Annotated in this window: 14 protein-coding genes; 8 read left to right on the top strand and 6 right to left on the bottom strand. The window is 57.8% G+C overall.

What is annotated here, in order from left to right; translation table 11 throughout:
- Position 1: 1 nt before the first annotated feature.
- The 3 genes from K325_RS0108145 to K325_RS0108135 are packed head-to-tail and all read right to left on the bottom strand — an operon-like array spanning position 2 to position 4343.
- Positions 2-1210 (bottom strand): efflux RND transporter periplasmic adaptor subunit, encoded by a 1209-nt coding sequence (locus tag K325_RS0108145; RefSeq protein WP_029653774.1) that lies wholly within the window; start codon positions 1208-1210, stop codon positions 2-4.
- 27 nt (positions 1211-1237) lie between these two features.
- Positions 1238-3559, bottom strand: coding sequence for an ABC transporter permease (locus K325_RS0108140; protein ID WP_228128413.1), 2322 nt, complete (start codon positions 3557-3559; stop codon positions 1238-1240).
- 58 nt (positions 3560-3617) lie between these two features.
- Positions 3618-4343, bottom strand: a complete 726-nt coding sequence (locus K325_RS0108135) for an ABC transporter ATP-binding protein (RefSeq protein WP_029653772.1) — start codon at positions 4341-4343, stop codon at positions 3618-3620.
- Between the two features lie 147 nt (positions 4344-4490).
- On the opposite strand from K325_RS0108135, the gene yghU reads away from it, so the two are divergent.
- Genes yghU through K325_RS0108120 form a run of 3 tightly spaced genes read left to right on the top strand, consistent with a single transcriptional unit; the run spans position 4491 to position 8633 of the window.
- The gene (yghU, locus tag K325_RS0108130) at positions 4491-5363 is read left to right on the top strand and encodes a glutathione-dependent disulfide-bond oxidoreductase (protein ID WP_029653771.1); all 873 of its coding nucleotides are present in this window, start codon (positions 4491-4493) and stop codon (positions 5361-5363) included.
- A gap of 17 nt (positions 5364-5380) precedes the next feature.
- Complete coding sequence (locus tag K325_RS0108125; RefSeq protein WP_029653770.1) at positions 5381-7780, top strand: Lon protease family protein; 2400 nt, start codon at positions 5381-5383, stop codon at positions 7778-7780.
- On the top strand, positions 7755-8633 hold the full coding sequence (locus tag K325_RS0108120) for a universal stress protein (RefSeq protein WP_051146596.1): 879 nt from the start codon (positions 7755-7757) through the stop codon (positions 8631-8633). Before K325_RS0108125 ends, K325_RS0108120 begins: the two co-directional genes overlap by 26 nt.
- 16 nt (positions 8634-8649) lie before the next feature.
- Here K325_RS0108120 and ftsH read toward each other — a convergent pair whose 3' ends face one another.
- From ftsH to ggt, 3 genes are read right to left on the bottom strand one after another with little or no spacing between them, the layout of a single operon-like run.
- Positions 8650-10551, bottom strand: a complete 1902-nt coding sequence (ftsH, locus tag K325_RS0108115) for an ATP-dependent zinc metalloprotease FtsH (protein WP_029653767.1) — start codon at positions 10549-10551, stop codon at positions 8650-8652.
- Complete coding sequence (locus K325_RS0108110; protein WP_029653766.1) at positions 10548-10796, bottom strand: YkoF family thiamine-binding protein; 249 nt, start codon at positions 10794-10796, stop codon at positions 10548-10550. Before K325_RS0108110 ends, ftsH begins: the two co-directional genes overlap by 4 nt.
- 44 nt (positions 10797-10840) lie before the next feature.
- A complete protein-coding gene (gene ggt / locus K325_RS0108105; protein ID WP_029653765.1) occupies positions 10841-12601 on the bottom strand; it encodes a gamma-glutamyltransferase in 1761 nt (586 codons plus the stop codon).
- Positions 12602-12745: 144 nt separating this feature from the next.
- On the opposite strand from ggt, the gene purU reads away from it, so the two are divergent.
- From purU to hisC, 5 genes are all read left to right on the top strand, one after another.
- Positions 12746-13600: a formyltetrahydrofolate deformylase gene (gene purU / locus K325_RS0108095; protein WP_029653764.1), complete on the top strand. Its 855-nt coding sequence runs from the start codon at positions 12746-12748 to the stop codon at positions 13598-13600.
- Between the two features lie 126 nt (positions 13601-13726).
- A complete protein-coding gene (gyrA, locus tag K325_RS0108090; RefSeq protein ID WP_029653763.1) occupies positions 13727-16294 on the top strand; it encodes a DNA gyrase subunit A in 2568 nt (855 codons plus the stop codon).
- Positions 16291-17373: a 3-phosphoserine/phosphohydroxythreonine transaminase gene (gene serC / locus K325_RS0108085; RefSeq protein ID WP_029653762.1), complete on the top strand. Its 1083-nt coding sequence runs from the start codon at positions 16291-16293 to the stop codon at positions 17371-17373. Before gyrA ends, serC begins: the two co-directional genes overlap by 4 nt.
- 2 nt (positions 17374-17375) lie before the next feature.
- The gene (gene pheA, locus K325_RS0108080; protein ID WP_029653761.1) at positions 17376-18473 is read left to right on the top strand and encodes a prephenate dehydratase; all 1098 of its coding nucleotides are present in this window, start codon (positions 17376-17378) and stop codon (positions 18471-18473) included.
- Between the two features lie 29 nt (positions 18474-18502).
- The gene (gene hisC, locus K325_RS0108075; RefSeq protein WP_029653760.1) at positions 18503-19627 is read left to right on the top strand and encodes a histidinol-phosphate transaminase; all 1125 of its coding nucleotides are present in this window, start codon (positions 18503-18505) and stop codon (positions 19625-19627) included.

The following is a 19627-nucleotide window of genomic DNA, read 5'->3' as shown; positions in this document are numbered from 1 at the left end:
GCTAGCGCACTCGGATTCGGTCTCCGTTACTCAGCCCCCGGCCCGGATGGCGAACGACCTGGTCTTGTTCCCGGAGTCCCTCTGTTACCTGGGTTGCCAGCCCGTTTGACTGGCCCGTTTTTAGCGTGCGGTGATAAGCAGCGCCATCGAGGATGACAAACACGGTAGGCCGGCCATTGTGTTCGAAAATGGCGGATGCGGGTACCAGAAGGGTGTCTTGAGACTGCCAGAGTATGAAGCGGGCATCCACCCGATAGCCATCTCCGAGTTGCTGCCATTCTTCCCGGGGGCTGACCATGTCTGCGATCACCTGAACCCGCTGTTCTTCCACGCCTAGTGCAGAGACATCTTCGAAGCCAATTGGCTCAACGCGTCGTACGGTAGCTTCCAGCTCCTTGCCGCCCCAGCCACCAAGGCGAACACGCAAACCTGGCTCCAGTTTGACGGCATCAACACTGAGGACATCCACAACGACCTCAAGGGCACTGGGGTCGCCAACTTCGAGAATAGGTTCACCGGCCTGTATGACTCCCTCGCTTTGGCGCACCAGAGAGAGCACGGCGCCATTGACCGGGGAGCGCACGGCTACCCGCTCTGCTGGTTTCTGCCCGTTTGAGGAGGCGGTCGAAATCTGAAGACGAGTTTCGGCCGCAGCCAGTTCATGAGCTGCCACTTCTTCATCAAAACGCGCAGAGCGCAGAATGGCCTGTGAGCGTGCGGCGGTGGATTTTGCTTGTTGTAACTGCTCGGCAGAGACGAAGCGAGACGCTTCCAGGGCCTGTAAGCGTTGGTATTCGTTTCGGGCAAAGTCGGCATCGGCTGCGGCGGCCTCAACTTTCTGGCGAATGGATTGCAGGGCTGCCCGCGCAGCTGCCGCTCTCGCTTCGGCCTCTGCGCGGGACCTGGCATCAAGAATACTGGCGGGGGTCGGGTCCACGTGGGTGAGCAGTTCCCCAGGGCTGACCAGATCACCTACGTCCAGCTCTATCCGATGGATATACCCGGCCACGGGGGAGGAAATCAGGTAACGGTCCTTCACCCGGGTTTTCCCCTCCTCAAGAATGGTCACCTCCATGGGCCCCCGTTCGACAGCGGCAAGGTCTACCCATACGGGTTCCGGTCTGAGGACGAATGAGAACACAGCGGTGATCATCAGGGCGACGAAAAGCCAGAAGATCCATTTACCCTTTGGTGTGCGTTGTGCGGCCATGTCTGATCTCTTGCATCGTAGAATGGGTTACTCGCGGGTTTTCAGCACGGCGACCAGATCGAGTCTGCGTAGGCGCCACCAGGTGATGAAGCCCGATATCAACGCAGACAGAACCACCACGCTGGCGGCCAGTGCCAGGGTTTTCCCGGTTACAACGACGGGCACCCGGTAGAGTTCTGTTTGCAGCGCCGTCACGACAAGGCCCGCCAGCCCGAAGCCTGTGGCCCATCCCAGGGGAATGCCCAGCAACAGCAGGATGGCAAGCTCGCCCAGCAAAATGTGCGCTACCTCATTGTGGCTATAGCCCAGTACGCGAAGACTGGCCAGGTCCCGGCCACGCTCGGCGAGGGAAATACGCGCGGTGTTGTAGATTACACCGAAGGCGATTATGCCGCCGAGCAGGCTGATAATGGATGTATAGGTCAGAAACGTGCGGGCGAGCGTTTCAAAGAAACTGTCTAGCATCGCTTGGCGTAGGTTGGTGGCCATAATGCCAGGTGTATCCCTGAGCGACTGGTAGACGGTGTTGCTCTGTTCCGGCACCAGGTTCATCAACACCTGATTCACCCGGGGGCCTTCGCGTAGTGCCCGGTTCATGGCGTTCAGGTTCATGTAAGCGCCGACACCAAGAAACTCGCTGGTGATGCCAGCCACCACCAGAGTCAACACCGGGCGTTTTCCCTCCAGCACCTGCACCTGCACCGAATCGCCGGTACGAACGCCTAATGACTCGGCGAGAAAGTCGGTGAGTAATAGTCCGGCGGGCGGTAATGAAACGTTTTCAAGGTTCCGGTCAACGACAAACTGGAGATGGGCGTCGGGGGGCATTCCGGTCAGAACGGTTCGCCAGCGCCGATGTTCATGTACCAGCTCCACCGGTGCACTCCGGCGGCCTTCAACATAACGAACGCCGTTTTGACGGGCCATATTGAATAGAGCGGATGGATTGACCGGGTCCGTCAGGGTGGCTGTCAGGTCCTGTTTCTGGACTCGCGCAAACTGGGTATGCACCATCAGAGAGACAGAACTGAACTGAAAATTTCCCACCACCACAATCGCCGTGGCCATGGCGATACCAAACACCGAAAGGGTTGTTCTGCCGGGCTTTCTGGAGAGCTGGCGGACAATCATTCTCGATGGCTGCCGGAAGCGAATCCATGGCAGCAATTGCTCCGGAGGCGTGATGTGGTATCGGGCCGGACCCTCGGGCCGCATGGCCTCAGCAGGCGGCAGTGCAGCGGCAGAGCGAATGGAGCGCCAGCCACCGAGCAGGGCGACCGCCAGGCTGATCAGGGTCAGTAAAACCAGCCACTGGGGATCGATCCGGAACAACAGAGAGGGAAAGCGATAATAGTCCATATAGAGCTCCCCCAGTTCATGCCCCAGCCAAAGCCCGCTGAAGCACCCAATGGCCAGGCCTGTGAGTGCGATGGCCAGAACCATCTGGCTGTAGTGCCAGCCAATTTGCCAGTTGCTGTAGCCAAATGCCTTCAGGATAGCGACGATCTCGCGTTGAGTATTGATCAGCCGCGTGATCACGACGTTCAGCAGGAACATGGCGACGCCCATGAAAATGGCAGGGAAGATCACGGCCATGGCCTTGAGTTGCTCCAGTTCATCGCTTAGAAACTGATGCGAAAACTGGTCGTGCCGGGCAAAGGCGCCGGTGCTCCCATAACGGGCCAGCAGACGGTCCAGCTGGTCGATGACGTCTTCGATGGAATGCCCCGGAGTAACTTGAAGGACCAGGCTATTGAAGGCGCCTCGCATGTCCATGGCTGCTGCGAGGGTTTCCTGATTCAGCCAGAGGACACCAAATCGTTGGTAGTCCGGCAGCATGCCGCCGGGCGGAATGACGTAGATGAATTCCGGGGACTCGACTATGCCAACCACCTTCAGTGTTTGTTTCCGGCCATTGATGATGGCGCTGAAGGTATCATCCAGGCGGAGTTGGTGTGCGTCTGCGAAGCTGCCGATAATCGAGACTTCGGGGGCGTGGGAGGGGGCTGGCAGTCGCCCTTCACGGAGGAAAAGCTGGTTGACCCGAGGCTGGCCTGTGGGCGGCACGGAAACCAGATGAGCGGATACCGGTTCCGGGTAATCGGGCAAGGTTAGTTTGGCCGTGCCTTCCACCCGGCTTGCCAGGCGGGCAACGCCAGGAAGGCTGGCCGCTTGTTGCACGAGTTGGCGGGGGGCTCGTTTCACCGAGACGAACACATCGGCGAACTGATGTTCCTGGTAGTACTGCTCACGGGTTGCAGAGAGTGAGGTGTAATTCACCAGTGACAGCAGGCACACGGCGACTCCGCCGGCGATGACCAGGGCAATGGCCAGTAACTGGCCACGCATATGCCAGATCTCCCTCCTCAGCTTGATGTGCAGAACGCCTGGCCCGAACATCCCGGTGCTACCAGCTCAGGGTTCTGGGATTTTGACGGACGGCGTTTCGGTGCTCGCCGCTGATAACCCCATCCGACAGTGTGATAACCCGGTCAGCCATCCGTGCGATAGAGGCGTTGTGGGTGATGATGACGGTGGTGGTTCCGGTTTCCCGGTTGGCCCGTTCCAGAGCCACCAGCACCAGAATGCCTGTTGCCGAGTCGAGAGCCCCGGTGGGCTCATCACACAGCAGTACCTGAGGGCGCTTGGAAATGGCTCGGGCAATGGCCACGCGTTGCTGTTCGCCACCTGATAGCTGGGCTGGAAAGTGATCCATGCGGCTGGCCAGCCCAACCATGTCCAGAGCGTCTTCCGGCGCCATGGGATCGCGGGCGATTTCGGTGACGGCGATAACATTTTCGCGAGCCGTCAGGCTGGGAATCAGGTTGTAGAACTGAAATACGAAACCCACGTAGTCCCGCCGATAGCGGGTCAGATCCCGGTCTGAGGCACCGGAAAGCTCGATGTCCTGGTAACGAACCTGCCCGCTGGAGGGGATGTCCAGCCCACCCAGAATATTCAGTAAGGTCGATTTTCCGGAGCCAGAAGCACCCAGCATGACCACCAGTTCCCCTGGATAAAGCGCAAGATCCACCCCCCGAAGCGCGTGTACGTCTACCTCGCCCTGATGGTAGGTTTTGGTCAGTCCGGTGGTTTGAAATACCGGGGTTTTCTGGTGGGCGTCAGACGCCATGTTGGATTCCGTTGCTGTCCGGTGCATGCTAAACCGAGTATAGCTTAGCGCCGGAGCCCTGCTATCGAGCCGGTGCAGGTGCGTTTCATGGCAGGATTCGGGTACAGTCCTTTCACACATCATGCAAAGGCAATGGGAGACAACCCTATGAGTGACCCGACATACACGCCTCCAAACGTTTGGAAATGGGATCCGGACAACGGAGGGAAGTTCGCCAACATTAATCGTCCTATCGCAGGCCCCACCCATGACAAAGACCTTCCCGTGGGGGAGCACCCGTTTCAGCTTTACTCGCTGGCTACCCCCAACGGCGTTAAGGCAACGGTGATGTTCGAAGAGCTGCTGGAGTTGGGCATTGAAGGGGCAGAATACGATGCCTGGTTGATCCGGATTACTGAGGGAGATCAGTTCGGCAGCGGGTTTGTGACGATCAACCCGAACTCAAAGATCCCCGCCATGCTGGATCGCAGTGTGGAACCGGCTATTAGGGTGTTCGAGTCGGGGTCGATCCTGTTCTACCTTGCGGAGAAGTTCAACGCCTTCCTGCCGAAAGATCCGGCCAAACGTGCCGAAACCATGAACTGGCTGTTCTGGCAGATGGGTAGTGCGCCCTTCCTGGGCGGCGGCTTTGGACATTTTTTCGCTTATGCGCCGGAGAAGTACGAATATCCGATCAACCGCTACACTATGGAAGTGAAGCGGCAGCTGGATGTACTCGATCGCCAGTTGGCAGAGAATCCGTACATTGCGGGCGATGAATACACCATTGCCGATATGGCGATCTGGCCCTGGTATGGCGCCCTGGTGAAGAACATGGTGTATGAGGCCGCTGAGTTTCTTGAGGCGCATACCTACACCAATGTGACCCGATGGGCTGATGAAGTGGCCTGTCGACCGGCGGTCAGGCGTGGTCGGATCGTGAACAAAGCCTGGGGTGATCTGGCATCTCAGCTCCATGAACGGCATGACGCCAGCGATTTCGAGCATCGCACCCAGGATAAACTGGAAAGCCAGGCGTAATTACCAAGGAGGTAAGGATGGCCCTGCCCGAACCCCTGACAGAGGCTCAGGTCTATCGCCAGTGTCCTCTGGACAGGCTTGATTTTGACACCACTGAATCTCTGGAGGACCTGAGTCTGCCTGTGGGTCAGGACAGGATGCTGCGCGCTCTGGAGTTTGGTGCCAGTATGGAGGCGCAGGGCTTTAACCTTTTTGTTCTCGGGCCGTCTGGTGCCGGAAAGCATGAGCTGGTCAGGCGGGTGTTGGCCAGTCACGCCTCTGCCAGGCCGGTACCGTCCGACTGGTGCCATGTTTTTAATTTCCAGCAGTCTGACAGACCCAGAGCCATAGAGTTGCCCCCGGGGCAGGGGGGCAGGTTCAGGCACGATATGAACGAACTGGCCAGTGAGCTGAAAACTACCGTTCCGGCCACCTTTGAGAGTGAGGAATACCAGGCCCGTATTCAGGAGTTGCAGGATGAAGTTACCCGGCGCCAGCAACAGGGGCTGGCGGCCATCGAAGAGGAGGCGAACGCCAATCACATCGCTATGCTCACAACCCCGGCGGGGTTTACGTTTGCGCCTATGCGCAACGGCGAAGTGATTGAGCCGGAAGAGTACAAAACCTTTTCGGATGACGAAAAGCAGCTGATCGAAGCGAAAGTGGAAGATCTGCAGAAAAAACTGCAGCAGGCGATTCAGCAGGTGCCAAGGCTGCGTAAGGAAGTCCGGGAGCGTGTGCATGCTCTGAACGAAGAAATGGTGCAGCTCACGCTGGGTGGCCCGATGGGGGAGCTTCGGGAAAAGTGGGCGCATGTGTCGGCGGTTGTCGGTTACCTTGACGCTGTGCGTGAAGATGTTGTGGAACATGCCGAGGCGTTCCGGGATGCGGAAAATGGTGCTCCTGCGGGCTTGCTGAACCGTTACCGGGTTAACTTGCTGGTCGACAACACCCACACCCAGGGTGCCCCGGTGGTGTATGAGGATCATCCCAATCATCAGCACCTCTCTGGTCAGATTGAGCATCGGGCGCATCAGGGAAACCTGTATACCGACTTCACTCTGATACGGGCTGGCTCGCTGCATCGGGCCAATGGTGGCTATCTGATACTGGATGCCCGGCGCCTCCTGTCTCAGCCAATGGCCTGGGACAGCCTGAAGCGCATTCTTTTTTCGAGGGAGATCCGCATTGAATCCCTGGAGCGTCTGTATGGGTTGGCAACCACCGTGAGCCAGCAGCCAGAACCAATACCGTTGTCGGTAAAAGTGGTGCTCCTGGGAGACCGAACCCTGTACTACCTGCTTTCCCACTATGATCCTGACTTTCTTGACCTGTTCAAAGTAGAGGCGGACTTTGATGATGACATGGACCGGGATGATGAAAGCTACCCGCTGTATGCCCGAATGCTTGCGACCATGGCCCGGTCGTCCGGGGCCCGGGCCATGGACCGGGGAGCCGTCGCCCGGTTGATCGAGCATGCCAGCCGTTTGGCCAGCGACCAGAACAAACTGACGGGGCATGACCGTGTGCTGAAAGACCTGATCAGCGAGGCTGATTATTGGTCGGGTGTGGCGGAAAGCCCCTGCATTCAGGCCTGCCACGTGCAACAGGCGATTGACGAGCGGGAATATCGGGCCAGCCGTATCCGGGAGCGAAGCCTTGAGCAGATCCGCCGCGGCGTTGTCAGAATTTCGACACAGGGTGAACAGATAGGGCAGGTAAATGGCCTGTCGGTACTGCAGTTAGGGGCCACGCGGTTTGGGCAGCCCACCCGGATTACCGCCACCGCCCGCCCAGGAAAGGGGCAAGTAGTTGATATTGAAAGAGAGGCCAAGCTTGGTGGGCCGATTCACAGCAAGGCTGTGATGATTTTGTCCCGGTACCTGGCGAACCGCTATGCCCCGATGGCCGTGTTGTCGTTGTCAGCCAGCCTGGCGTTTGAACAGTCCTATGGCGGTGTGGAAGGGGATTCCGCCTCGGTGGCAGAGACCTGCGTATTGCTGTCGGCCATCGCAGGCGTTCCTCTGAAGCAGTCGCTGGCAGTGACAGGGTCCATGAATCAGCATGGAGAGGTCCAGGCTGTTGGGGGCGTGAATGAGAAAATTGAAGGTTTTTTCAATGTATGTCAGCAGTCGGGGGCGGTGAGTCAGCAAGGGGCACTGCTACCCGCCAGTAATGCTGAGCATCTGATGCTCAGCAGCGCTGTTCGCCAGGCTGTGAAGAATGGGGCGTTTACCATTTATCCGATTTCACACATTGATCAGGCTATTGAATTGCTGTCGGGACTGGCGCCGGGGGAGCCTGATGGCGATGGTTTGTTCCCGGAAGGCAGTTTCAATCGGCGTGTGGCCGATCGACTGGCTGACTTTGCCAAGGTTGGCAAAAGCAAGGACTCCAGTCAGGACGCAGAACATGACGGAAATGACCCGCAAGCCTGAAGGCACTCCACCAGGCCCGGTGCCGGAGCGACGGATTCTGGTGTTGCTGGATGGTTCGAGGCTGAGCCTGGAAACGCTTGAGACGGTTGCTGATCTTGCCCGGGCCAGCAATGCCCGGGTTCTGGGCATCTTTGTGGAAGAGGTGAATCTGCTCCGTAGCGCTGGGTATGGGTTTGCCCGGGAGGTTGGTCGGAGTTCTGGTATCACCCGGCCTCTGGATGTTGAGTCACTTCACCGTCGCCTGGATGCCATGGCCGTGAACATCCGGCGAGCTTTCGAACAGATGATGGCGCCTCACGGGGTCGCTGGCAGCCTGACGACGTGTCAGGGCAAGGTCGCAGAGCAGGTGCTGACACTGGCGCAGCCCGCCGACCTGTTGGTGCTTGGCCGGGCGGGGTGGTCCGGCGGTTCGGGTGCCCGGCTTGGGTCTACTGCCCGTGCTCTGGTTCATCAGGCGCCGGGTGATGTTCTGCTTTGTCCGGCATTCACGGGGGGCGTGGCGGGTCGGGTTGTGGTGTTACTGAATCATGACCAAGGCGCCAATCACCGCGCGGTCAGGGTAGGGGCGGAGCTTGCCCACAGGAACCGAAGCCCGTTAACGGTTCTGGTGCGGGCTGATGGGGAGGATGATCGCCGTCTGCTGACCGACCTGACAGCGTTCTTGGGGCAAGAAGGTATTGCCGCCACGGTGAAGTGCCTTACCGGAGCGGGCGCGATAGCGATGGCCAGGGCCGTTAAGGTTGAGGGAGCTGGCCAGTTGGTTGTCAGTCGTGGCAGCCGCCTGTTCTCTGAGCGGGGGGCGGCGGAAGCACTGCTCTGTGCCTTGAATATTCCCGTGACCGTCACGCCCTGACCGATGACGGTTGTTTTCAGGCCATCTGATTCTTGCGGGCCTGCTCGAGAACGCGGGTAATGTCCGCTGCCGTCAGCGTTTCCGTTGTCATCACCGCCTCCGCCAGAGCGTCCAGTTCGTGACGGTGTTCAGAGAGAAAGTTCAACGTAAAGGCTTCGAAAGCCATCAGTTGGGACTGAATTTCCGAATCGATCATCTCGGCCAGCTTTTCGCTGTATTCCCGGGGCGCGCCCATTTCGCGGCCGAGGAACACGTGTTCTTCTCCGATGCCCAGCCCCAGAGGGCCGATTTTCTCGCTCATGCCCCACTGGCCAATCATTCGCCTTAGCAGTTTGGTGGCTTCCTTGAGGTCGTTCTGGGCGCCCGTGCTGACTTCACCGTAAATGATTTTTTCTGCGGAACGCCCACCCAGCATGACTCTGATGCGGTCTTTCAGGTAGCTCTCCGTGTAGTTGTATTTGTCTTCCCGGGGCGTTTGCTCTGTTACACCCATGGCCATGCCGTGGGGGATGATGGTGATCTTGGTCAGAGGATCGGCTTTTGGCATATAAAACGCCATGATGGCATGGCCACATTCATGATATGCCACGGCTTCGCGCTCTTCCTTCGTGAGTTGAGCGTCGCGTTTTTCGCCCAGAACCAATCGGTCGCGCGCGATCTCAAAGCAGAGGCTGTTGACTTCAGCAAGGTTATCCCGGGCGGCGGTCAGGGCGGCTTCGTTTACCAGATTTTTCAGATCAGCCCCGGAGAACCCGGTGGTTCGGGCTGCGACGTCTGCCAGATTAACATCGGCAGCCAGCGGAACCTTGCGAACGTGGACGTTCAGGATGGCTTCCCGGGCTTCCCGGTGGGGTCGGTCCAGGGTGACTTTTCGGTCAAACCGGCCAGGCCGTAGCAGGGCGGAGTCCAGAACATCTGGCCGGTTGGTGGCCGCCAGCACCAGAATATTCTCATGAGCCTCGAAGCCATCCATTTCCGTAAGGATCTGATTCAGGGTTTGTTCCCGTTCATCGTGGCCTCCGCCCAGGCCGGCCCCACGGGAGCGTCCCACAGCATCCAGCTCGTCAATGAAGATCAGGGCCGGCGCCTCCTTGCGAGCGGTTTGGAACATATCGCGCACTCTGGCAGCCCCCACGCCCACAAACATTTCAATGAATTCCGAGGCGCTGATGCTGAAAAACGGAACCTCAGCCTCTCCGGCAATCGCTCGTGCCAGCAGGGTTTTCCCGGTTCCCGGAGGCCCAACCAGCAAGACCCCTTTGGGCATCTCGGCGCCCAGTTTGCGGTACTTTTCCGGAGATTTAAGGAAATCGATGATTTCGCTGATGTCCCGTTTGGCGGACTCAATACCGGCGACGTCGTTCAGTGTGGTGGTAGACGTTTCCTTCCGGGCTCTGCGCGCCCTGGATTTTCCGTACTCGAATGGGCTTCCGCCCTGAGTCATCCGTTTCTGGGCGGCGCCCCAGAACCAGAACATGAGTGCCAGCAGGAGAATCCAGGGCAGGAAGCCCAGAATCAGTTCCTGCCACCAGGGGCGGCCGGACCGGGAGCCGCGTATCAGCACCTCCTGCTGCTCCAGTAAGGGCAGCAGGTCCGGGTCTTCCAGCGGTGGGCGCAGGGTCACAAAGCGGTCGGTGGGCTCGCGGTTGTCGCCGGTAAACTGACCGACACCGGTGTTGTTGAAGCGGCCGTTGATGTCTTCGGTGCGAAGGGTGATTTCGGCAACCTGGCCATTGATCACGGCCTGCTTGAACTCTGAGTAGGCCAGTTCTTGCTGTTGTGGTTGCCGATTGTCCTGTAACCACAGAAACATCAGCAGGATGGCGGCGCTCAACCACAGAAATGAATACTGGTTGGGAATGGCCGGTTGAGGTGAGGGCGGCTGGTCCTGCTTTCCGGGCTGGTTGGACGTGTTCATTTCGGTCTCCGGTCGCCCTCCATGATTTTCGCAACAAACACCGATTTACCATAGGTCTCAAATGACCATTTAAGCGTGTCTGAAAGCACCCTCATAACGTCATCGTATTCACCGAAGATCTCCGTGCTCATGCGGCCGGGGTAGACCTCTAACCCGGTTTTTTCAAGGCGTGCGATCAGGTCCCAGATGGGAGGCTTGTAGTCATCTTTGAGCGGATAGCAGCTCAATTGTACGGAAAGATACATCAGTTACCTCCTGGCCGGGTCCGGCCCGGTCAATACATGCATTGTCAGAACCCCATGGCTGATGAGGTACTGCGCCTGGGGTCTGCGCCACCATAAAGCGTACCATCGTCGCCAATCATAATACTCTGGATGGCGCCCATGGCGTTGCCGGTTCTAATGGCGTGGCCGCGGGCTTCCAGCAAAGCCAGCGTATCAGAGCTGATTCCCTGTTCCACCCGGATCTCGTCGGGCAGCCACTGGTGGTGGATGCGAGGAGCGCTGACGGCCGTCTGGATGTTCATATTATGGTCAATCACATTCATCAGAACCTGCAAAGTTGTGGTGATGATACGAGAGCCGCCGGGGCTGCCGGTGACCAGAACATTGCGGCCATCTTTGCGGACAATGGTGGGCGACATTGAGCTGAGCATGCGCTTGCCTGGCTCCACTTTGTTGGCGTCGCCGCCGATCAGGCCGTACGCATTGGCGGTACCGTGTTTGGCGCTGAAATCGTCCATTTCGTTGTTCAGCAGGAAGCCGGCTCCGGCGACGGTGATGCCGGAGCCGTAGCTGAAGTTGATGGTGTAGGTGTTGGAGACCGCGTTACCCCATTGATCCACCACAGAGAAATGCGTCGTCTCCGGGCTTTCCCACGGTGCGGGATCGCCGGGGCCGATGTCGCTGGCTTGCCGGGCTTTGTTGGCCTTAATGGTTGTCCGGAGCTGGTCGGCGTACCGTTTGCTGATGAGTCCCGTCAGGGGCACCGATACAAAGTCCGTGTCACCCAGGTACTCAGATCGGTCGGCGTATGCCAGCTTCATGGCTTCGGCCATATGATGAATCGTATTGGCCGAGTTGTGGCCCCACTCACTGATCGGGTAGGACTCCAGAATGTTCAGTATCTGAACGATGTGGGCGCCGCCTGAAGAGGGGGGCGACATAGAATAGACATCGTGCCCGCGATAGGTGCCGTGCACGGGCTGCCGGATGGCCGGCTGATAGCTAAGGAGGTCTTCCCGGGTAATCAGGCCACCCCCTTTTTGCATTTCGGTGACGATCAGTTCGGCGGTTTTACCATCGTAAAAGCCCTTTGCGCCTTGATCTGCGATGCGCTGGAGGGTGTCAGCGAGGTCGGGCTGACGGAACACCTCGCCCGGTTGAGGGGCAGCGCCGTCTTCCCGGTAAAACGCTGCTTTGGTGGCGGGCCAGCGCTCGAGACGATTTCGGGCTTGCTCCAGGCCTTCGGTGAACCGGTGCGGGACCACAAAGCCCTCCCGGGCCAGGCGTATGGCCGGTGCAAGGGCGTCTTTCAGGCTTAAGGTGCCGTGCCGTTCCAGAGCCATTGCCAGGCCCGCGACGGTGCCGGGAACGCCAGCGGCTTTGTGGCTGAAACGGCTGAGTTCTGTGACGACGTTTCCGTCGCTGTCCTGAAACATCGTTTCTGTCGCGGCTGCCGGGGCTGTTTCACGATAATCGATGGCCTCCGGTGCCTTGCCATCACCCGGAGCGTAGAGCAGAAAACCTCCGCCACCAATATTGCCGGAGCGGGGTTGGGTAACCGCCAGGGCGAAGCCGGCTGTCACGGCGGCGTCGATGGCGTTGCCTCCGTTCTTCAGGACCTTCAGGGCAACGTCTGTAGCCAGAGTGTGGCTGGTGGCTACCATGCCCTGAGTGCCCTGAACCGGATGGAACCGCTCGCCTTCGAGGATGGCCTGTTCGTTGGCGCTCGTCCAGCAGGCCGGCAGAAAGAGCAGTAGGGTGGCTATCACTCCCCAGAAGCGCCTCTGGTTGATTGTCGAGGTGGGGCTGTAGATCACTCTGTCCATGGTTGGATTCCTCGTTTCTGACCGTCAGATAGGCTATCATAGCCGGTCATTTTTATTGGTGCGTACCTGACCGCCACCGCAACGATCCGGTTTGCGGTTTCCTGTCGCGCCCGCTTTCCCGGATTCAAGTTAAGGAAAGGCTTCATGGAGCATACCTATCGTCTTGTTATTTCCTGTCCGGACCGGACAGGAATTGTTGCCAAGGTGAGTAATTTTCTGTCCACCTATAATGGCTGGATTACCGAGGCGAGCCACCACTCTGATACCCAGACAGGCTGGTTTTTCATGCGGCACGAAATCAAGGCCGAATCCATTCCGTTCGGGTTGGACCAGTTTCGCGCGGCGTTTGAACCAATTGCCCGTGAGTTCAACATGAACTGGCACATCGCCGATTCTGCACAGCCCAAACGGGTGGTTCTGATGTGCAGTAAAGAATCCCACTGTCTTGCGGATCTCTTGCACCGCTGGCACAGCAAGGATATGAACGCAGAAATTGTGGCGGTGATTTCCAACCACGATGATCTCCGGCGTATGGTGGAATGGCATGAGATTCCTTACCACCACGTGCCGGTCAGCAGAGAGAACAAGGCGGAAGCCTTCGCGCATATCGAAGAGCTTTTCCAGCAGTATGAGACCGATGTGGTGGTGCTGGCGCGCTATATGCAGATTCTTCCGGCCGAGCTGTGCGCGAAATACGCCGGTAAGGTGATTAACATTCATCACAGCTTCCTGCCATCATTTGCCGGTGCCCGGCCATACCATCAGGCCTACAGTCGTGGTGTTAAGCTGATTGGCGCCACCTGCCACTACGTGACTCAGGATCTGGACGAAGGCCCGATCATTGAGCAGGACGTCATCCGGATCAGTCACAGTGATTCCATTGAGGACATGGTCCGCCTGGGTAAGGACGTTGAGAAAAACGTGCTGGCCAGAGGCCTGCGGTCTCACATTGAAGATCGCGTGATTACCTACGAGAACAAGACCGTCGTGTTTGATTAAGGCTTCACCACAGTTGCCCCCGGCGGGGGCGGTCTGTGGTATGCTTGGCGGCTTGTTGAAGAACAAAGACGGGGTCTGGAAACGGCCCCGGAACGACTTCCAGATAACGCAAAGGAACCTTTCTCGATGGGTGAGTTAGCCAAAGAGATCCTGCCGGTCAATATTGAAGACGAGTTGAAACAGTCCTACCTCGATTACGCCATGAGCGTCATCGTTGGCCGGGCATTACCTGACGTGCGTGACGGTCTCAAGCCGGTGCATCGCCGGGTGCTGTTCGCCATGTCCGAGTTGGGTAACGACTGGAACAAGGCGTACAAGAAATCCGCCCGTGTGGTGGGTGACGTTATCGGTAAATATCACCCACATGGTGACTCTGCGGTATACGACACCATTGTCCGTATGGCTCAGCCGTTCTCTTTGCGCTATCCGCTGGTGGACGGTCAGGGTAACTTCGGTTCCATTGACGGCGATAACGCCGCCGCTATGCGTTACACCGAAATCCGCATGGAGAAAATTGCCCACTCCCTGCTGGCGGATCTTGAGAAAGACACCGTTGATTACGTAGATAACTACGACGGCACGGAGCGCATTCCTGAGGTGCTTCCTACCCGGGTGCCGAACCTCCTGGTGAATGGGTCTTCCGGTATCGCCGTGGGTATGGCGACCAATATCCCGCCTCATAACCTGACTGAAGTCGTCAATGGCTGTCTCGCTCTGATCGAAAATCCGGACCTGAGCATTGATGAGCTGATGGAGTTCATTCCCGGGCCTGATTTTCCGACCGAAGGTATTATCAATGGGCGGGCAGGTATTGTTGAGGCTTATCGTACCGGTCGTGGGCGGATTTATATTCGGGCGCGACATGAAATCGAGCAGGACAAGAAAACCGGTCGTGAGTCCATCATCATTACTGAGCTGCCGTACCAGCTGAACAAAGCCCGGTTGATTGAAAAGATTGCCGAACTTGTGAAAGAGAAGCGTCTTGAGGGCATCTCCGAACTGCGGGACGAATCGAACAAGGAAGGTATCCGGGTTGTGATTGAACTGCGTCGCGGCGAAAACCCGGACGTAATCATCAATAATCTGTTTGCCCAGACCCAGCTGGAAACCGTATTCGGCATCAACATGGTGGCGCTGATCAACGGTGAGCCGAAAACGCTGAACCTGAAAGAAATGCTGGATGCGTTCGTGCGCCACCGCCGCGAGGTGGTTACTCGCAGGACCATCTTTGAACTGCGCAAAGCCCGTGAACGCGGCCATATACTGGAAGGCCTTACTGTTGCTCTGGCCAACATTGACGAGATCATCGAGCTGATCAAGCAGTCGCCGTCTGCGGCGGAGGCGAAAGAAAAGCTGATGGACAAGGGGTGGTCCCCTGGCGATGTGCTGGCCATGCTGGAGCGGGCGGGGGAAGATGCCTGCCGCCCGGATGAGCTGCCGGAAATCTATGGTCTTCGCGATGGCCTGTACCACCTGTCGCCGGAGCAGGCTCAGGCGATTCTGGATCTGCGTCTGCACCGCCTGACCGGGCTGGAAACGGAGAAGCTCCAGAACGAGTACAAAGAAATTCTGGAGAAAATCGCAGATCTGCTGGATATCCTGGGCGATCCCGAGCGTTTGATGCAGGTGATTCGGGAAGAGCTCGAAGAAATTGTGAGCCAGTACGGCGACGAGCGCCGTACCGAGATCACCAGCTCCCGTCGTGATCTGACCATTGCCGACCTGATTGACGAAGAAGATCTCGTGGTCACCATTTCCCACAGTGGTTATGCCAAGACTCAGGCTGTAGAAGATTATCAGGCTCAGCGTCGTGGTGGTCGCGGAAAGGCCGCGACGTCCATGAAAGATGAAGACTTCATTGAAAAACTGCTGGTAGCCAATTCCCACGACACCATTCTGTGTTTCTCCAACCGGGGCAAGGTGTACTGGTTGCGAGTATTTGAGATTCCCCGTGGTAGCCGTGGGTCCCGTGGTCGCCCGATGGTGAATATCCTGCCCCTGGACGACGGTGAGCGGATTACCACATTCCTGCCGGTGCGGGATTATCCGGAAGACCAGTTTGTGCTGATGGCGACGTCGGCGGGAGTGGTCAAGAAGACGCCTCTGCCTAACTTTTCGCGACCGCGCAGCAGTGGTCTGATTGCTCTGAACCTGGATGAAGGTGACACCCTGATTGGTGCAGCCATCACTGACGGCTCGGCTGAAGTAATGCTGTTCTCCAGCGCTGGCAAAGCGGTGCGCTTCCAGGAAGAGCAGGTGCGCCCGATGAGTCGGACGGCGCGGGGTGTGCGCGGTATCAAAATGCCCGAAGAGCATCATGTGGTGTCGCTGATCATTCCGCAGGAAGGCGGTGTGATTCTCACCGCCAGTGAGCACGGTTACGGTAAGCGGACGGCTATTGATGAGTTCCCGGCATACAGTCGCGGCAGCCAGGGTGTTATCGCCATGCAGTGCTCGGAGCGTAACGGCAATCTGGTTACTGCACTGCAGCTGTTTGAAGGTGATGAGATGATGCTGATCTCAGACAAGGGCACGCTGGTGCGTACACGGACCGATGAAGTCTCTGTTCTGAGCCGGAATACCCAGGGTGTCCGACTGATTCGTCTGGCTCAGGAAGATGAGCGCCTGGTAGGTGTGGAGCGGATCGCTGAATCCGATGACGACGACGTTGAAGGTGAGGAAACCGAAGAATGAGCAGGGCGTTCAATTTCTGTGCTGGTCCGGCCACTTTGCCGGAAGCTGTACTGAAGCAGGCTCAGAGCGAGATGCTCGACTGGCGTGGTACGGGTATGTCTGTCATGGAGATGAGCCATCGTAGCGATGAGTTTATTGCCATTGCAGAAGATGCGGAGAAAGATCTGCGTGAATTGGCTGGTATTTCAGATGATTACGCCGTTCTTTTCATGCAGGGTGGAGCTTCCAGTCAGTTCTCAACCATTCCGCTGAACCTTCTGGGTGACAAGACTTCTGCGGACTACGTGAACACCGGAATCTGGTCGAAAAAGGCCATTGCGGAAGCCCGGCGTTACGGTGAGGTGAATGTGGTAGCGAGTTCTGAAGACAGTAGCTTCAGCACCATCCCCGACCCGTCCACCTGGAACACCCGCGCCGACGCCGCGTACCTGCACTACACGCCTAACGAAACGATTGGCGGCCTGGAATACGACTTCATTCCGGACAGCGGTAGTGTGCCGCTGGTTGCGGATATGTCATCGACCATGTTGTCTCGCCCGGTCGAAATCAACAAATTCGGTCTTATCTACGCTGGCGCTCAGAAAAATATCGGTCCGTCCGGACTGGTTGTCGTTATTATCCGAAAGGATCTCCTTGGTAAGGCGCGAAAAGAAACGCCGACCATGATGAACTATCAGGTGATTGCGGATAACGATTCGATGTACAACACGCCAGCCACCTATTCGTGGTACCTGGCGGGCCTGGTCTTCAAGTGGCTGAAAGAGCAGGGTGGCGTGCCAGCCATGGCGGAACTCAATGCCCGGAAAGCCCGGAAACTCTACGATTTCATTGATCAAAATGAGTTCTATGCCAATCCGATTGATCCACGATTCCGCTCCTGGATGAACGTACCGTTTACGCTTGCGGATGATTCTCTGAATGGCGACTTCCTGAAAGGTGCCGATGCCAGGGGATTGCTGAACCTGAAAGGACACCGGTCGGTTGGCGGAATGCGCGCGAGCCTCTATAACGCCATGCCTGAGGTTGGCGTTGATGCCCTGATTGCGTACATGGCGGAATTTGCCAGGGAGCGGGGCTGATCATGACGGATGAGAAGGCCCGCCTGGGCGAGCTTAGGGAAGAAATCGACGCTCTGGATCAGCAGATCATGGAGCTGATCAGCGCCCGGGCAAAATGTGCCCAGGAAGTCGCTCACGTTAAAATGGCGGCCAATCCTGGTCAGGATGTGTTTTTCTACCGCCCCGAGCGTGAGGCGCAGGTTCTGCGCCGGATCAAGGAGGTGAACCCGGGGCCGCTGCCAGCCGAGGAGATGGCCCGTTTGTTCCGGGAAATCATGTCTGCGTGTCTGGCGCTGGAAAAGCCAATGCACATCGCATTCCTCGGGCCGGAGGGCACGTTCACTCAGGCTGCCGCCCTCAAACACTTCGGGCACTCCGTGGTGAGTGTGCCTCTGGCCGCCATTGATGCGGTATTCCGTGAAGTGGAATCCGGAGCGGCCCACTACGGAGTGGTTCCGGTGGAAAATTCTACGGAGGGGATGGTCAATCACACGCTTGATATGTTTATTTCCTCTCCGCTGAAAATCTGTGGTGAGGTCCAGCTTCGTATTCATCATCACCTGCTGGTTTCACCTAAACACAAAGACGAAGAAATTACCCGTATCTATTCTCATCAGCAGTCTTTTGCCCAGTGCCGTCAATGGCTGGATACCCACCGCTATGGTATTGAGCGGGTTACCGTGTCCAGTAATGCGGAAGCGGCGCGACGGGCTGCAGAAGAGCCGGGTACCGCAGCGATTGCGGGCGATATGGCGGCGGAGCTGTATGGTCTGGAAAAGCTGGCCAACAGCATTGAGGATCGCCCTGACAATACCACCCGGTTCCTCATTATCGGTCGTGAGGAAGTGCCGCTCAGTGGCCAGGACAAGTCGTCCATCCTCGTGTCTATGCGCAACAAGCCGGGGGCTTTGTACCAGTTGTTGGAGCCCTTCCACCGTCATGGTATCAGTCTGACGCGCATTGAAACCCGGCCGTCGCCCAGTGGTACCTGGGCGTATGTTTTCTACATTGATTTTGAAGGACACATGGACGGACCGGAGGCCAGCAAAGTACTGGCGGAAATCGATGCCGAAGCCGTTGAGCTTAAACGTCTCGGCTCCTATCCGGTTGGCGTGCTTTGATCCTGATTGACGATCCTGAGGAGAGTTGAATGGCAGTGGATTACCAGAGTCTTGCAGTGAAAGGTGTTCAGGCTCTGTCTCCGTATCAGCCGGGCAAGCCCATTGATGAGCTGGCCCGGGAGCTGGGGTTGGACCCTTCGGAGATTATCAAGCTGGCCAGCAATGAAAACCCTCTTGGCCCGAGCGAAAAGGCCATGACGGCGGCCCGAAAGGCACTGGATGAGATGTGTCTCTATCCGGACGGCAATGGTTTTGAGCTCAAGCAGGCGCTGTCGCACCGGTTTGGCGTAGAGATGGACCAGATCACGCTGGGCAATGGCTCCAACGACGTTCTGGAAGTCATCGCCCGTTGTTTTGCGGACGCAGACAGCGATGTTGTTTTTTCCCAGTACGCCTTTGCGGTGTACCCGATTGTGGCTCAGGCCATCGGTGCGAGAGGCATCTCGGTGCCAGCCAGGGACTGGGGGCATGACCTGGACGCAATGGCCGATGCGGTTACTGACCGCACCAAGCTGGTGTTTGTGGCCAATCCCAATAACCCGACGGGTACGGTACACACGCGGCAGGCCCTTGAAGGGTTTCTCGACCGGATCCCGGAGCGGGTGCTGGTGGTTCTTGATGAGGCGTATTGCGAGTATCTGGTTGGGGATGAGTACCCGGATGGTATCCAGCTTCTCGATCGCTATCCTAACCTCATTGTCTGTCGCACATTCTCCAAGGCTTGGGGGCTTGCGGCGTTGCGAGTCGGTTACACCGTCAGTTCTCCGGCCATTGCGGATATTCTGAACCGGGTGCGCCAGCCGTTTAATGTGGACACGGTTGCGCTGTGCGCGGCAACGGCGGTCCTCAGTGACGAGGCGTACCTGCAGAAATCCCGTGAAGTGAATGAGGCAGGGCTGCGTCAGCTGGCCGACGGCTTCGATAGGATGGGGCTGCCCTATATTCCCTCGGTGGGCAACTTTATTGCCGTTGAGGTGGGCGAGTCCGCGATGGGCGTATACCAGGCTCTGCTGGCGCATGGCGTGATCGTGCGGCCGGTGGCAGGCTATGGTATGCCCAGGCATCTGCGTGTTTCCGTTGGTTTGCCTCATGAAAATGAGCGTTTTCTGGATGCTCTGGCTGAGGCGCTGACGTCTGCCGGGCAGGGTGCCTGA

This window comes from Marinobacter daepoensis DSM 16072 (genome assembly GCF_000421165.1).
GTDB lineage: Bacteria > Pseudomonadota > Gammaproteobacteria > Pseudomonadales > Oleiphilaceae > Marinobacter > Marinobacter daepoensis.
This window is presented reverse-complemented; position numbering and strand designations above follow the sequence as displayed.